Annotated in this window: 13 protein-coding genes; 7 read left to right on the top strand and 6 right to left on the bottom strand. The window is 42.0% G+C overall.

From position 1 onward, the window contains the following. The first annotated feature begins 68 nt into the window (after nt 1-68). The gene (locus DESOR_RS12865) at nt 69-611 is read left to right on the top strand and encodes a GNAT family N-acetyltransferase (RefSeq protein ID WP_014185022.1); all 543 of its coding nucleotides are present in this window, start codon (nt 69-71) and stop codon (nt 609-611) included. 35 nt (nt 612-646) lie between these two features. On the opposite strand, the gene DESOR_RS12860 is transcribed toward DESOR_RS12865, so the two are convergent. Together DESOR_RS12860 and DESOR_RS12855 are read right to left on the bottom strand one after the other, a co-directional pair. Beyond that, on the bottom strand, nt 647-2809 hold the full coding sequence (locus DESOR_RS12860; RefSeq protein WP_014185021.1) for a YhgE/Pip domain-containing protein: 2163 nt from the start codon (nt 2807-2809) through the stop codon (nt 647-649). A 32-nt stretch (nt 2810-2841) separates the two neighbouring features. Beyond that, nucleotides 2842-4995, bottom strand: a complete 2154-nt coding sequence (locus tag DESOR_RS12855; RefSeq protein WP_014185020.1) for a YhgE/Pip domain-containing protein — start codon at nt 4993-4995, stop codon at nt 2842-2844. A 324-nt stretch (nt 4996-5319) separates the two neighbouring features. On the opposite strand from DESOR_RS12855, the gene DESOR_RS12850 reads away from it, so the two are divergent. The 4 genes from DESOR_RS12850 to DESOR_RS12835 all read left to right on the top strand — a co-directional run bounded on the left by DESOR_RS12850 (nt 5320) and on the right by DESOR_RS12835 (nt 8786). After that, nucleotides 5320-5565, top strand: a complete 246-nt coding sequence (locus DESOR_RS12850; protein WP_427854241.1) for a FeoA family protein — start codon at nt 5320-5322, stop codon at nt 5563-5565. A gap of 38 nt (nt 5566-5603) precedes the next feature. Then, complete coding sequence (locus tag DESOR_RS12845; protein ID WP_042332246.1) at nt 5604-6347, top strand: FeoB small GTPase domain-containing protein; 744 nt, start codon at nt 5604-5606, stop codon at nt 6345-6347. Nucleotides 6348-6372: 25 nt separating this feature from the next. Then, a complete protein-coding gene (locus DESOR_RS12840; protein WP_014185018.1) occupies nt 6373-7779 on the top strand; it encodes a nucleoside recognition domain-containing protein in 1407 nt (468 codons plus the stop codon). A gap of 68 nt (nt 7780-7847) precedes the next feature. Then, nucleotides 7848-8786 carry a cation diffusion facilitator family transporter gene (locus DESOR_RS12835; RefSeq protein ID WP_014185017.1) on the top strand — a complete coding sequence of 313 codons (939 nt, stop codon included), beginning with the start codon at nt 7848-7850 and terminating at the stop codon, nt 8784-8786. Between the two features lie 121 nt (nt 8787-8907). Here DESOR_RS12835 and DESOR_RS12830 read toward each other — a convergent pair whose 3' ends face one another. The 3 genes from DESOR_RS12830 to DESOR_RS30300 form a co-directional block, all read right to left on the bottom strand. Then, nucleotides 8908-10371 carry a sensor histidine kinase gene (locus DESOR_RS12830; RefSeq protein ID WP_014185016.1) on the bottom strand — a complete coding sequence of 488 codons (1464 nt, stop codon included), beginning with the start codon at nt 10369-10371 and terminating at the stop codon, nt 8908-8910. Then, on the bottom strand, nt 10372-11043 hold the full coding sequence (locus tag DESOR_RS12825; RefSeq protein ID WP_014185015.1) for a response regulator transcription factor: 672 nt from the start codon (nt 11041-11043) through the stop codon (nt 10372-10374). 160 nt (nt 11044-11203) lie between these two features. Beyond that, on the bottom strand, nt 11204-11638 hold the full coding sequence (locus DESOR_RS30300; RefSeq protein WP_242832562.1) for a hypothetical protein: 435 nt from the start codon (nt 11636-11638) through the stop codon (nt 11204-11206). Between DESOR_RS30300 and DESOR_RS12820 the strand changes: the two genes are divergently transcribed. Further along, on the top strand, nt 11541-12221 hold the full coding sequence (locus tag DESOR_RS12820; protein WP_242832536.1) for a DUF4405 domain-containing protein: 681 nt from the start codon (nt 11541-11543) through the stop codon (nt 12219-12221). The two genes, DESOR_RS30300 and DESOR_RS12820, sit on opposite strands and share 98 nt — an antisense overlap. Before the next feature lie 84 nt (nt 12222-12305). On the opposite strand, the gene DESOR_RS12815 is transcribed toward DESOR_RS12820, so the two are convergent. Further along, the gene (locus DESOR_RS12815; protein ID WP_014185013.1) at nt 12306-14171 is read right to left on the bottom strand and encodes a heavy metal translocating P-type ATPase; all 1866 of its coding nucleotides are present in this window, start codon (nt 14169-14171) and stop codon (nt 12306-12308) included. Between the two features lie 358 nt (nt 14172-14529). On the opposite strand from DESOR_RS12815, the gene DESOR_RS12810 reads away from it, so the two are divergent. Next, on the top strand, nt 14530-15597 hold the full coding sequence (locus tag DESOR_RS12810) for a DUF3231 family protein (RefSeq protein WP_014185012.1): 1068 nt from the start codon (nt 14530-14532) through the stop codon (nt 15595-15597). Nucleotides 15598-15663 lie beyond the last annotated feature (66 nt).

Here is a 15663-nt window from a genome sequence, read left to right as displayed (position 1 = left end):
TTATAGATTATAAACAAAATTTTAGGGGGATAATAACAACAATTTCAACAAATTGAGGAGTTGTTGTCATGTTAGAAGAAATAAACGATTTACCCCGGAAAGTAGTGGAGAATCTTGATGGTGATCAAGGAAATATAAAAGTTTATTTAGTTCAGGACTTCAATTTATCCTTATTAAGACGGATCGTTAATTTTGAACTGGACATTTTCAATGAGCAAGGAATCGATGAATGGGGATTAGTTCCTCAAATTCGCCATGGCAATGTTTTTATTCTTAAGGAAGAAAATAAAAAGAAAATTATCGGTATCGCCATTTTAATGCGCGACTGGGAAGAATTTGATAAAGCCTATCTATTTGACTTTGCCATAGCCGACGAATACCAGGGACAAAGCTTAGGCTATCATTTTCTCCATTCTATTTGTATAAATATACGAGAACAAGGATTTAATAAAATGGATTTAACGGTTAATACGGAAAACCCAGGGGCAATTCATTTATATAAGGATAAATTGGGTTTCAAAACGATTAAAATGAGTGAAGATGAATTCGGCAAGGGCCATCATCGCTACGTTATGGAATTGGATCTGGTAACTTTAAAAAAGCTTAACTAAAAGTATTCTGACAGGGATTTCAATAGCCCCCAAGGTTATAAACCAGATTCTCTGAATTTATGTTCCATATACGCCGTCACTTTATGGAAAGGCTTCTTTAGGATGGCCAAAAACAGGAATACGCAGATGAAAAGAAGCAGAGCGATTGAATATCTTATAACACTACTCCAAATCGGACCCGCAATAGCTTCACGGAATCCCCCAATAGCGTAGGTAAATGGCCACAGGGGTTGTAGTATACCAAAGATTCTGGGGTTGGTTTGAATAGGATAAATTCCACCCGAACCTGCGATTTGAAATACCATGATCACCACGACCATAGCCTTGCCAACGTTGCCAAAGATAGACACTAAGGTAAATATAATGGTTGTAAAACATATAGCCGAAAGTATGGCAAATCCCATCATCAAAGGCATATTAGCCGGGTTAACACCTAAGATATATTTATCACCTAAGGTTACAATTAGAGCTTGAATGATAGAAATCGCCAGAAACAGCAACATTTTGCCATAATGCGCCTGCATTATGGTCAGCTTTTGGTTCCCGGCATCCTCTAAAGCAGTATGCTCCACGCTCAACAGTGAGGATAGCAACAATCCTCCTACCCAAATTGCCAAAACAGTATAAAAGGGAGTTAAACCTACTCCAAAGATCCCCATATTGTAAATATCGATTTCTTTGACGTTGATGGGTGAGGAGAGAAAATCAGACACCATACCTGGATTCATTTTCATAAGATCAATGATCTGATCAAGGTTTTCTTGATTTAGATTTTGCATTTTGACGCTTAAGTCATTTAATTCATTTTGCAGGGCGGATAATTTATTGCTTAAATCATTAGCTTCCTTGACGGATAGTTCACTACTGGCGATTCCATAATTGGCCAAGGCATTTAATTGGGGGATAATGATTCTTGTCGCTTCCAAGATCGCATCGGAATTATCCATGCTTCCTGTCAGGTTATTGGCCAAATTATTTAAAACATTAGTACTAACAGAATAAAAATTATTAAATATGCGGGAAAGATTATCGGAAACTTGATTGTTGAGCGCAGAAATTTGGTCGATAGCCGAAGCTATAGACTCTCTTGAAGCACCGTTGTCCAGCAACGTCTTTAACCCATTTACCTTTGTCTCTTCAGCAGTGATTAACCTTTTAAGATCATCAAGCAGGCTTATAAGCTGGGTAAATGCTTTGTTTGGATAACTCTGATTGAGCAGTTCTAAGCTTTTAATATCTGCGTCGATAAGATTAGCAGCGCTGCTTAAAGGGGCAGATATCTGATTGATGATGCTGACTAAATCGCTGGTACTGGAAGCCGCACTCATCGACTTTAGAGTTGATAACAGGGTCTGAGATTGTTGATTGATTGTTTGGAGTTGGATCAGGTCATTATTGATATTTGATTCGATGGTGTTGATTGATTGCTTCGTTGCTAAAATTAGAGATTTATTGGCTTCCGCAACATTTTGCAAGCTGTTTATTTGCTCATTTAGTTTGGGCAGGGTGTTTTTGACACTATTTAAATAGCTTTGTAATGATTCGGCATTCGAATTAGCCTTGGCAATGAATCCTTTGATATCTTCGATGTTATTACTGGCCTGAGTCACGGTATCTCTTAATTGAAGAATTTTTGCCTTGTCAGTCTGCAAGGTTCCACCAACCGGATTTAAAGTTTTTAATACCTCTTTAGTAACTGCAGCCACAAAGTTTCTCTTCACTTTATCGGCTAATTCTAAGGTTGCGGCATTCGTTATTTTGGAAGCTATGGCATTCAGCTTTTCGTTGACCCTGTAGACAATATCAGGTTTAATCGGATTTTCCGTGGTTAGAGTAACAATTTTTCTCGAAAAATCATTAGGGATCTCAATTAAAGCGTAATATTTTCCTTCATTCAATCCATAGTTTCCTTGCCAGGAATCGGTAAAAATCCAAGCAATGTCTCTATTTTTCTTTAGTTCTTCAACGATTTGATTCCCAACATTAATTTCTTGCCCATTATAAGCCACTCCCTCATCATTGTTAGCGACAGCTATCGGGAGATTTCCGGTATTAGCATAGGGATTCCAACTTGCTTTGATATTTATCCAAGCATATAAGGACGGCAAAATACATAGCCCGATAACAATTAGAATTGCTGCCTTACTCTTAGAAATGCTTTTTAGATCCTGGAGAAAGACTCCTAAAACCTTCTTCATTACCGTCTCCTTATAATCTATCAAAGTGTTTCTTATTCTCCGATTCCCGATAACTCAAAGTTGGTTTCAAATCTATGAACGCGCTCATAGAGGGGTTTTTTTAGGAAATAGCCTGCTACGACAAAAATCGCCACAAATAACAGCAGCATAATAAAGTCTAAAACGACCTTACTTATCAGCGGCCCGGCAATTGCCTCCCTAAAAACGGAAATAGCATAAGTAAAGGGAAAGGTTGGCTGAAGTATTCTCAAAACCAGCGGATCAACTTGGATGGGATAAGTTCCACCGCTTCCCGCCAATTGCATAATCATATAAATTATGGCCAAGGCCTTGCCAAAATTGCCCAAGAGCGAAACTAATGTATAGGTAATAACAGCAAAGGTTAGAGAGGAAACCAAAGCTGCGACAATCAGTAAGGGGGTATTAACTGAATAAACCCCTAATAACAGTTTATCTCCCAGTACAATAATCAGTCCCTGGATAAGAGCCAGCGTGATAAAGGTTAACATCTTTCCGAAATGTTTCTCACGTATTGTATAAGTCTTACTTCCCTTAAAATTAGGCACCTCCGTCTTAAGCAACGATGTCAGGATAAGGGTTCCTACCCAAAGTGCCAGCACTGAATAAACCGGAGCCATGGCTGATCCGTAGTTTGGCACCACGTATATGGGCTCCTCCCGCAGATTGAAAGGTGAGGACACAAAACTCCCTATCAATTCAGGATTACTCTGAAGTATAGTTATAATTTGAACCAAATCATTATTACTAATCATTTGGAGTTTATCACTTAGCTTGGCGATAATATCCTTATATTCAAGTAATCGGTTCCTTAAATCACCGGATACTTTGGCAGACAGTTGACTTCCTTCAATCGCAGTTGACATTAAACTATCGATTTGACTTTGCAGGCCCTGGGCCGAAGAAATTAGATTCGCTGCATCGCTTGTGGCTGTGATTAAGCTATTGCTGATCGCATTCAAACTATTTCTGGCGCTGCTATTATATAACTTTGTGGCATTGATAATCTGTAGGTTCATATTTGTAGTATCATTGATTATTTGGTCCAACATATTCTGATTGATCGTATGAGCACTGTTCAACTGCTCTTGTAATGAAGTGAGTTTTTTCGATTCATCAGCTAAGGAACTTTGTATGCTTTGTAAAGAAGCTATCAGCCTAGCAACCTGAGCGTTAGGCACAGAATTGTTCAATTGCTGTAAAAATTTAAGGTTGGAACTAAGTTGGTCATTAAGAGCATTAACGATCATATTGACCTGATCTAGGTTCGAATTTGCTTGTGCAGCTGAAGTATTTGAGGAATTAATACCGCTTAATAAATCATGAATTCTTATAACTGAGGCTTGAACATTATTTAAATTGGTATCTATATTATTAAAGGACTGGTTGAGGGTTTGCTGTGTCGTCTTAATCAAATTCGCATTATTTTCATTGACCTGGCCAATGGTACTTAATTGTCTATCCACGCCCGGCATAGTGGCATTTAATTCTATGAGCAAGGCGCTTAAGTTACTGGATCGGCTGTTAATATCTTGCAGGATGTTTAAAATCAAATCCATATTTCTATTAACTTGGATGATCTCGTCTTTCCATTGAATGAGTTTGTTTTTATTCGCTTCAGCATCCTTGCCAACTTGATTAAACGTAGCAAAGAGGGTTTCATTGACTGTGGCGATAAAACTTGAAGATATCTGATCCACAAGTGAATTTTTTGCCGTCTCAGTAATTTTGGTGGCAACAGGGTTATCCTTAGTATCCACTTTATAAATAATCTCCGGTTTCTTGGGGCTATTGGTTAACACACTGGCAAAGCTCGCAGAAAAATCACTGGGAATCACTATCACCGCAAAATATGTACCGTCAACTACTCCCAAATCAGCCTCATTCTCATCGACAAACTTCCAGCCAATCTGCTTATTGGTTTTTAACTTATCCACAATAGAGTTTCCCATATTAATTGATTTATCGAGATAAACAGTGTCCTTATCCTGATTGACCACTGCCACCGGAATTGTACTGGTGTTTCCATAAGGATCCCAACACGCAAAAATATTTACCCAAGCGTATAAAGAAGGTAGAAGGCAAATACCGAAAATAATTAGGAGAGCAACCGGATTGGTAATGATACTTTTTAGATCTCTATGATAAATCTTGATAACATTTTTCAATGTTTCTGCTCCTATCTCAGTTATCTTCAACCTAGTCCCAGTTTAGAAAAGATTCACTCGATCCATTCAATTAAGTACCTTCTTTATAAAACTATTTAGTTGTAGCAACTCAAAAAAGAGTGTCATATAATACCTCAGAAACATTCTTGGAGTAGAAGTTAGTCCGAGTTAACAATCGATAGCTTACATAGAGTATAACCTTCATAATTAGTTGTTAACCCTTTGTACAAATCCTTAATCTTCCTACTCTCAAACCTATTTTGTCATACGTGGCTTTGTTTAACTTTCTCCGTAATTATTACCTAAAAGTTAACCGTGTCTAACATTTCTGAGGAGGTTATTGAAAATGTTAACCTTATCCAAATCATTATCCGCCCTAACCCTGGTGAAACATGCAGAGTCATCGGCCTAGAAGTTAAAGGCCTTCTTCGTCGCCGCATCCTGGATTTGGGAATTGTCCCGGGAACTGATCTTACCTGTGTAGGGAAAGCACCGTCAGGAGATCCAATAGCCTACATCGTTCGTAGTTCTGTTATTGCAGTGAAGATGCCAGAAAGATTTGTTATTTAAAACAACCAAGGAATATAAATGAGGTGAAAAAATTGAATATGGATTATCGTCACAGATTGAGAGAACATTTTGGAATTAAGACTAACGATCAACAGTATGTAGTAGCCTTAGCCGGAAACCCCAATGTAGGAAAGAGTACCGTATTTAACGCATTGACAGGATTACGCCAACATACGGGAAATTGGCCAGGAAAAACCGTCGATAACGCTCAGGGATCTTATACCTATGAGAACAAATCCTTTTTAATGATTGACTTACCGGGTACCTATTCCTTGCTTTCTCATAGTGCTGAAGAAGAAATAGCAAGAGACTTTATTTGTTTTGGCAAACCTGATGCTACAATTGTTGTCCTTGATGCGACTTCTCTGGAACGAAATCTGAATCTAGCCTTTCAGATCATGGAGATCACGGATAAGGTCGTCGTCTGTGTCAACCTTATTGATGAAGCACAAAAAAAGAAGATAGAGATTGATTTTGAACGACTGGAAGCAAAATTAGGTGTTCCCGTGATTCCCACGGCAGCTCGTAACGGAGTTGGCCTTAAAAATCTTCAAAAGGCAGTCTATGAACTTGTGATTGGATCACAAATAACCAAGCCCAAACAGATAAAGTATTCACCACAAATTGAGGAAGCCATAGACACTCTTTTACCTCAAATCGAACCCCTCAATATTGCTCAAATGATTAATCCCAGATGGTTAGCCCTTCGCTTATTGGACAATGACAGCTCATTTATTGAAAGCATTAACCGTTATATTAACCTGCAAAACGCTGTTAAATAGCAGTATCAATAAGGAGATGAACAAAGTGGCTTCCATACAAAAAAACATAGACCCGCTGCTTAAACTTTATGTGAATGCTGAAGACATTCGAAAAACAACAACTAGTCAGCTTGGCGATGAGGTTGTTAAAGATATCTTTTTGGAATCAGAACAAATTGCTAAAAGCGTAACAAAATATGGCTATTCCAGACAAAAGAGCCTGGATTCAAAAATAGACAGAATTGTAACCTCCCGATTATTAGGTTACCCACTGATGCTTGTTCTCTTAGGAATTGTCTTTTGGATTACTATAACCGGAGCTAACATACCCTCACAAATGATCGGCAATGTATTATTTGGCTTCCAGGATGTTCTTACCTATTGGTTTGAAGCCCTTCATGCCCCTGCTTGGATACATGGAGTTTTAGTTTTAGGCATGTACCGTACCTTAGCCTGGGTTGTTTCTGTCATGCTGCCCCCTATGGCTATCTTTTTCCCTTTGTTTACCCTTCTCGAAGATTTGGGATACCTGCCTAGAGTCGCATTTAACCTTGACAGTTTATTCAAAAAGTCAAAAGCTTGCGGAAAACAATGCCTAACCATGTGCATGGGCTTTGGCTGCAATGCTGCCGGAGTGGTTGCCGCACGAATCATCGATTCGCCGAGAGAACGCCTCATCGCTATTTTGACAAACAACTTTGTTCCCTGTAACGGACGGTTCCCCACACTTATTGCCATCGCTTCGATTTTCATGACCGGAGCACTCACCATGGTCCAACAATCCCTGGTTGCTGCAGGTTCGATTACTCTCTTGATTCTCATTGGTATTGTTGTCACCTTTGCTGTTTCAAGATTACTCTCAGAAACAGTGCTCAAGGGGGAAGCTTCCTCACTGGTATTAGAACTGCCGCCTTATCGTAAACCCAAATTTGGTGCAGTTTTATATCGTTCCATCATTGACCGTACCATCTTTGTCTTACGAAGAGCAATTGTTGTCGCTGCACCGGCTGGAGCAGTAACCTGGATATTAGCAAACATTTATATTGGTGACCTCAGTGTTATCAGCTATATGGCAGGGTTTTTTGATCCCCTGGCAAAGGCTATTGGTCTGGATGGATTTATTCTCATGGCCTTTATCCTAGGGCTTCCGGCTAATGAAATTGTTATTCCGATTCTGTTGATGAGCTACTTAGCCACCGGTCAACTCACAGAATTTGCAAGTCTGCAAGAACTTAAGGATATTTTGGTTGCTAATGGCTGGACCTGGCTTACTGCATTTAATACCATGCTCTTCGCTCTATTGCATTGGCCTTGTGCCACCACGCTGCTGACCATGCTTAAGGAAACTGGCAGTAAGAAGTGGACTTTCGTTGGCTTTATGGTTCCCACAGTCCTTGCCTTCGCAGTGTGCTTCATCGTCACTCAGGTCGCCCATTTTCTTGGAATAGCATAGATCTTTGGTAAAAGTACAACCGAGGAATATCCTCGGTTGTACTAAGAATCATAGGGGAGGGAAAAATAATGGATGATTATAGCCTGGGTCAAAGCCAGAAAAGGTTACTTATTTCAATTACTCTCGTCGGTATAATTCTTGTCGTAAAGATTTGCTTTGCCCTATTTACGAAAAGTCTTGCACTTCTCAGTGACTCCTGGCACTTAATGACCGATTTTTCAGCACTTATTATCAGCTGGTGGGGGTTAAAAATCGGTTCAAAACGACCAGATTATAAAAATACATATGGCTATTACCGCTACGGAGTTCTCACTGCTCTAATTAATAATGTATCTCTTATTGCCGTTTCTCTTTTAATATTCTATAAAGCTATTGACCGCTTTTTCCATCCTATTACGGTAGAACCACAAGGCATGATTTTTGTTGCTATCGTTGGGATGATTGTGAACATAGCCATTGTTCTTAACCTTAAAAAGAATACTAATAACCTCAACGTTAAAAGCGCCTTCCTTCATTTCGTAGGAGATGCCCTTGCTGATTTAGGAGTATTAATCGGTGGTATCGTCATCTTTTTCACAGGCTGGTCAAATATTGATACACTCCTTAGTGCAGGCCTTGCTTGTCTAATCTTAAGATCCGCTCTCAAAATGACCCGAGAATGTCTGATTATTTTCCTGGAGTCAGTTCCCGAAGACATCTCAATTCAACAGCTGCGTTCTTCAATCCTAGAAATTAAAGGGGTTAAGGGAGTGAGTGATATTCATGTCTGGTCGATTTCAAAGGAAATCAAAAGTATGACAGCTCATGTTTGGGTTCATGATGTCAGCAAAGAACAATCTTCAGAGCTGTTGCACAGCATTCAGCATACCATTTTTGACAAGTTTGGAATCTCCCATTCAACCATTCAGTTTGAATATTGGTCCTGCGGCAGCTGCTACCATAATAAAGAGGACCATCCAAAACATTGTTCATTATGTATTGATTGTGCCCAACAAGTTATTGCCTGACCATCCTTTTGCCAATGGATTTTATAACTCTTCCCCAGGGTGGAAACATAGAGTTCGCCCCCCGATGCCTCCACCGCCCCGGCTACTACCCGCTATGTTCAGGTTTTGAAAAAGGTTAGTCTTACGAACTGGTACAAGGCAGCCATATGGCAACACAGGTCCCCTTCCCGCGCTCGCTTTGAATATGAATAGCCCCTCCATGATTCAGGACAATGGACCGGCAAATGGATAGCCCCAATCCGCTTCCCCCTCCGTCCCGCCTGCGGGCACCATCCGACCTGTAAAACCGTTCAAAAATATGCGGCAGATCCTGGGAGCCGATACCGATACCGGTGTCTCTGATCGTTATTTCCGCACCCCCACAGCCTTTCAGATCACTCTTGTCTCTTAAAACCAGTTCGACCAGTCCTCCAGCCGGTGTATAGCGAATGCCGTTATCCAAAAGATTTCTCAAAAGCCGTTCTATTGCTAGTTGATCACAGTCCACCCTTAAGTTCTTCTCAAAATCCATAATTAAGGTAATTTGATTTTGTTCAGCCAATTCCCTGAATTCACTGTTTACTCTTTCCAGTAAGGGGCCCAAGGGAATGGCTTTTTCTATTTCCATTTGCAATCCGCTGTCAAACTTAGCTAAAGCAAGCAGATTTTCGGTCAGGGAACCCATGTATTCCGTCTCTGTCAGACATCCCTTTAAAGCCTGAATATACTCATTCTCGCTTCGTGTTTGGCGCAAGGTTATCTCTAACTCGGAACGCAGGGCACTTAATGGAGTCCGCAAATCATGGGCAGCATCATTTACGAACCTTGCTTGGGTCAGAAAGGCAGTTTCCAGCCGCTTCAGCATGGCATTCAACACCTCTACCAAATGGTTTAGGGTGGCATCTCTAACCGGCACCTCAATTCTGGAAGTTAAAGTGCTGCCGTCAATTTCCTCTGCCACAGCAATAATTTGGCGCAGCGGTTTAAAGGTATTCCACACTAAAAAGGCTGAAACACCAACCACAATCAATACAGCTCCTATAGATATCACAATCAACATTTTCCCTAAATTCAGAAGCATCTCAACCTGTTCTTTTACAGGCAAGCCGACTTGAAGCACATAGTTTCCCTCTTTGCTCTCAGGCAAAGGCCAGTAGATAATTCGTACTCCCCCCTTTTCAGGCCAAAGAGAACCCTCCCGGTCTGAAAGGGCTGAGACATCCAGACGCCCGCGGTGCCTGTGGCGCCCAACGGCATCTGTGAAAAACTCTTTTCCCTGTAACGCTTGCCTCAGCAAATCACCTTCCACAGGCAGGTAATCCTCTTTGCTCGACGTATAAACCACTGTACCCTGACTATCCACGACTTGTACGTAAACCTCAGAGTCTTTATCATTCCTAATCGGTAAATTCTGAGGCCCATTATTCCTCGTCCAACTATCGGCAATGGATCGGGCCAGGGAAGTCAGAGTCGAGTCAACACTGCTTTTCAACAAGTAGTCCGTCGTTAAAAAGGACGCAAGCAGGGCTGTAATGAGCACTACGATAAAAACGGTACCGGTTATCACCGCAAGACGCAAGGGTAAACTGTTTTTCCAAAGACGCAATCATACTACCTCCAAACGATAGCCTACACCGCGCATTGTTTTGATCCATTCGCGATCATCAATTAACTTTAATTTCTTGCGCAGGTTTTTAATCTGAGCTTCAATCGTGTTATCGGAGGCATCCCAAGGTTCTTTCCAACACTGTTCTGCCAAAGTCTCCTTACCAAGTACCTGGCCCGGATGGCGCAGGAAAATGTCCATAAGCTCATATTCCAGCCTGTTCAATAATACCGAACGTTTTTGAGAGGTAAGCAGCCTGGTCTGAGGATTAAGTTCCAAATTTCCGGCTTTGATGACTGAACTGGTGTTTAAACTTGTGCGTCGCTGCAAAGCCTCAAGCCTGGCTAATAATTCCGCAAAGGCAAAAGGCTTACCAAGGTAATCGTCCGCTCCTGCTTTTAAACCGGTGACTCTGTCCGAAACCGCATCCAAAGCTGTCAGTATAAGAACGGGCGTATTACAATCCCTCTGTCTCCATTTTTTCAGCAACTCTTCGCCCCGAATATCCGGCAGCATACGGTCTAAAACAATCACGCCGTATGTACGAGTGCGCAGAAAAAGCTCTGCTTCATTGCCGCCCGCGGCACAGTCAACCTGATATCCTTCCTCACGTAAACCCCGAACTATTATTTCTCCCAAATGAGCATCGTCTTCCACAAGCAAAATCCGCACTGCAGTCCTCCTTCATCGCCAATACCTACTCAACATTCGCAGCTTCCTGTATTACAATATTATGTTAACTATACTTGCCTAAACTGAAATTAACCTGAAAATGTAAACGTTCAGTTTCTCATTTATTTCAGCGTTATTTAAGCCTTATTTCAGTTTTATTTCAGTTTTCAATCACATAATAAAATAGTCTTAACCAATAAACATTGCCTACAAGACAGGAAGAAAACTTCGATGCAACGAAAGGAGCAGATAATATGAACAGAACAATATCAACCAAGATAACCCTTGATTTCCTGATGATCCTTGTATTCTTACTTTTACAGGATGCTTCTGGTACAGGACTTGTCTTCCATGAAATTGCGGGACTTTTCATTTTTGTCCTTTTTATAGCCCACATCCTTTTAAACTGGTCATGGGTTAAAATTTCCACCAGAAATTTGTTGAGAACAAAAAATACGATAAAGCCCAGGTTAATGTACATTTTAAATTTAGCACTATTGCTGGGTACTAGTATTATTTTCTTAACCGGGATAAGGATTTCCCAAGTGATTTTCCCCTCCGGATCAAATGGAAATTCGGCCTTCTTAGTTTCCATACATAAATTCAGTTCATATTTCTGTCTGGTACTTATTGCAATACATCTTTTCTTACATCGAAGCTATATTTGGGCTTTTATGCGCAGCGTGTTTGCCCAGCGTGAAATAAAAACTGCCTTAACCTTAGTAACAGGCATAATTATCGGCACCTTATGTACCAAAACTCTGCTAGGGTCAGATAAGCAGTTACCCTATACCAGCACACCTCCAAGTGTTTCGTCACGCAGCCCGGCGAATCCTCCAGGCAATGATGATTCTGGAAACCCAATCCTCCAAGACACCCAAGCATATGGCCAAACTATGAGTCTCTCTGATTTCCTTGGCAACATGTTCTGCACAGGCTGCAGTAAACACTGTTCCCTATTAAATCTCAGATGTGACAGGGGCAACGCCCAGCTGCAGGCTGCCAAGATTGAATATCAAAATCTATATGGCCAGATTCCAGCAGATTCAACAACTGATCCCACCCAGGAGAATAGCCAAAATTTCGAGATACCCCCACAAAATGGTGAAGAAATGTATAGTAAAGGTGCTCAGCATAGGAATAAAGGCTCTCACGGATCCGCTCACCGTTTTTTTTGAAAAATAAAAACGGGGACATCATTCGTCTTCATATTCATGACCGTAACTGTAATCGCGGCCTGATTAATACTCAATTGGTCTCACCTATGCCGACAAATGCTCCTTCCATTTTAAAAGCAGAGAAGAATTAATAATCACCGCGACGGAGCCGGCATTATGTACCAACGCACCTACAACTGGACCAAGCAAACCGACCATGGCCAGAATAATTGCGGCAAAATTAAGGGCCATGGAAAGGGCCATATTGAGCTTGATGGTATTCATGGTTCGTTTTGACAAGGCCAGCAAATGAGGAATGCTCTGGATATCGTCACTGACCAGGGCAATATCCGCTGCCTCCACGGCGATATCGCTGCCGATTCCGCCCATGGCAATGCCCACATGGGCTTTTTTGAGAGCGGGGGCATCGTTTACACCGTCGCCAACCATGCAGACCAAGTCACCACCCCTTTGATACTCTTCGATAACAGTCATTTTATGTTCAGGCAGGCAATCCGTATGGAGGTCATCAATTCCTGCGATCTTGGCCATGTGAGAAGCAGCATGGTGGTTGTCACCTGTCAGCAGGGTACTCTTGACGTTTAATTTCTCAATGTTCCTGACCACATCCACGGCATCCGGCCGCAAAGTGTCCGACAGGGCTATAAAACCTGAAGCCTGGCCGTCCACAGAAGCAAAGATGATGGTGCAGCCATCATTTCTGTATTCATCTGCCTTTTCCAGGATCGTTGGGGGCAAGGGGACTGAGTAATCCCGCAGCAGTTCTGCATTGCCGGCAAGAATGGCGCGGCCGTCTACCAGTGCGGAAACACCCCGCCCCGCAAGCATCTGAAAATCGCCGGGCTCGGGCAGAGATGCTTTTGAAGCAGCCTTAAAATGAGCGACAATGGCTTTCCCCAGGGGATGCTCGGAACGCAGTTCTACGGAGGCTGCCAGGGACAGCAGTTCTTGGTCAGACAAAGCGGGATCAAAGCTCCGGACAGCCGCCACATCGGGTTTTCCATAGGTAAGGGTGCCTGTTTTGTCAAAGGCAATTCGTTTGATCCCGGACAGTCTTTCCAGGGCGTCGCCCTCGCGAATCAGGATGCCAAACTTCGTGGCGTTGCCGATCCCCGCCATAATGGCTGTAGGCGTAGCCAGCACCAGAGCACAAGGGCAGAACACAACCAGTATGGTCACGGCACGGATAATTTCCCCAGTCATCAGCCAAGTCAGGACTGCGGAAGTCAAAGCTATAACTACAATCCAGGTGGCCCACCTGTCCGCAATCCCGACAATTTTCGCTTTGCCGGCGTCGGCAGACTGGACCAGCCGGATCATTCTTTGCAGGGAGCTATCCTCGCCAACTTTTGTGGCCTTCATATCGAAGGTGCCGAATTGATTAACCGTTCCGCTGGAAACCTCGTCTCCGGCGCTCTTGTCAACAGGCAGGGATTCTCCCGTCATTAGCGCCTGGTTGACGGAGGTTTGCCCGCTTACGATGATGCCGTCTACAGCAATAGTTTCACCGGCGAGGACACGCAGAATATCACCAACCTTAACCTCCTCAGCAGGAACAATCCTTTCTTTGCCGTTCCTGACCACCCTGGCCGTTGTCGGAGTGAGGTGAACCAGTTTTTCAATGCCGGCCCGGGCTTTGGCCACGGTGGTTTCTTCCAGAAAGGCACCGATTGCCATAATAAATGCGACTTCACCGGCAGCAAAAGTCTCACCGATAATCACCGAGGCGATTAAAGCGATGGATACCAACACGTCGGCTTTGATGTCAAATTCCGTAACAAGACCAACCACGGCCCCCTTGACGATTGGCAGGCCACACAGCAAAATTGCCACCCATGCGGCATTAAAAGGTAAACTTCCAATGTTAAAGAAGCTGATTACCACAGAAATGAACGATATCACAAGGAACACGACTGTCCTTTTTTCCTCGTCTTTTAATAGTGTTAGCAATTACATCATCCTTTCATATCCCTATCCTCTTTACCGATTCTGTTAGAGCAATTAAGCCGGCCCGCACACCTCCAAATTTAGTAAGAACATTTTATTGTTTGATATTCAAGATATATTATATTAAAAGTATCTTGGCTAAACAATAGTTTTTCATGGAAAGTATAAAAAAAGCCCCTATCGCCCGGCTTCTTGCAGGAGAAATAGGGATCGGCATAACAGTTTTGGTTCAGGCTTCTGCACTATATTAATTAATAAAATAATAGTGAGGAATATTAATCAGCATTCTTAGAAATTCTATGTACAGAAATGACTTTTCTTCTTATTGTTTTAGCGTTAATAACACGTTAAGGAGGACAATATGGAAACATTCCAACCGGGATTTGAACAAGCAAATCCTGCACCCGCAAACATGAAACAATTCCCCTTTGACGAGAGGCTCTCGTCCTGGGAAATGAGTCAACTTTGGGTAGTTTATGAGGCCAACAGTTCAATGAAATGCATTCTCCAATATTTCGTGGCAACAGCCCAGGACCCGGAAATTAAAACCGTGCTTGACGACGCATTTAATATGACGATACCCCAGCTTGACACCATAGGTAAGATATTTAACTCAGTTGGATTTCCGATTCCTCATGGTTTTAGCGATGAGGATGTCAAACCCAATGCCAAACGCTTGTACTCAGACGGTTTGATGTTAACCTATTTAAAAACTCTAAACAAATTCGGCTTGGTTAAATTAGGACACGTTTTGCCTCTAGTCACTCGTCCGGATATCAGAGCCTACGCGAATAGTGCATACGAAAACGCTCAGAACCTTTTGAACAAAGTTGAAGACACCTTGACTAAAAAAGGGATTACTTCAAAACCACCCTATACACCAGTCCCTGATAGGGTTAATTATCTGTCTGATGCTGACAATGTGTTTGGAGGCTTACTTGGCAGAAAGCGGCCAATTAATGTGGTAGAGCTTACCCATGTATTTGACCGATTGGAAACAAAGTTAGCTGAACGGGCAATTCTTTTAGGCTATATTCAAGTTGCCACGGATCCCCAGCTAAAAACGTTTTTCACTGAAGCCAAAGATATTTTAAGCAAAGAAATAGATAGGTGGAGCAAAGTTCTGAATGATGAAGATTTGCCGCTGCCAGCCAGTTGGAGAGGAGATGTAACCGACTCCACAGAGTCCCCGTATTCTGATAAGCTTATGTTATTTCACTACCTTCTGATACTTGGGATCTCAATTACAGCAAATGTATTCGGCTTAGCTAATAGTTTCAGAACAGATTTAATTAATAACTTTGGCAAGGCCACATTGGACCTTATAACCTTTAATAAAAAGGGCCTGGAATTAATGATTAAAAACAGGTGGATAGAAGAAATACCTCTAGCACCTGATCGAAACAAAATTAGCGGGTTAAACCACTAAGATAATATCGTTAATTTATGATAAGTAAATTTCTACGTTATTGAATACTAAAAATCTAGGAGGGCA

Source organism: Desulfosporosinus orientis DSM 765, assembly GCF_000235605.1.
GTDB lineage: Bacteria > Bacillota > Desulfitobacteriia > Desulfitobacteriales > Desulfitobacteriaceae > Desulfosporosinus > Desulfosporosinus orientis.
Note: the sequence above shows the minus strand (reverse complement) of the source record. Positions and strands in the feature narration are given on the sequence as shown.

Bases quoted from the DNA above. Each gene is read 5' to 3' on its own strand.
- DESOR_RS12835 (WP_014185017.1), top strand. From the start codon at position 7,848: ATGGATGATTATAGCCTGGGTCAAAGCCAGAAAAGGTTACTTATTTCA.
- DESOR_RS12860 (WP_014185021.1), bottom strand. From the start codon at position 2,809: ATGAAGAAGGTTTTAGGAGTCTTTCTCCAGGATCTAAAAAGCATTTCT.
- DESOR_RS12845 (WP_042332246.1), top strand. From the start codon at position 5,604: ATGGATTATCGTCACAGATTGAGAGAACATTTTGGAATTAAGACTAAC.
- DESOR_RS12865 (WP_014185022.1), top strand. From the start codon at position 69: ATGTTAGAAGAAATAAACGATTTACCCCGGAAAGTAGTGGAGAATCTT.
- DESOR_RS12810 (WP_014185012.1), top strand. From the start codon at position 14,530: ATGGAAACATTCCAACCGGGATTTGAACAAGCAAATCCTGCACCCGCA.
- DESOR_RS30300 (WP_242832562.1), bottom strand. From the start codon at position 11,638: ATGGAAACTAAGAAGGCCGAATTTCCATTTGATCCGGAGGGGAAAATC.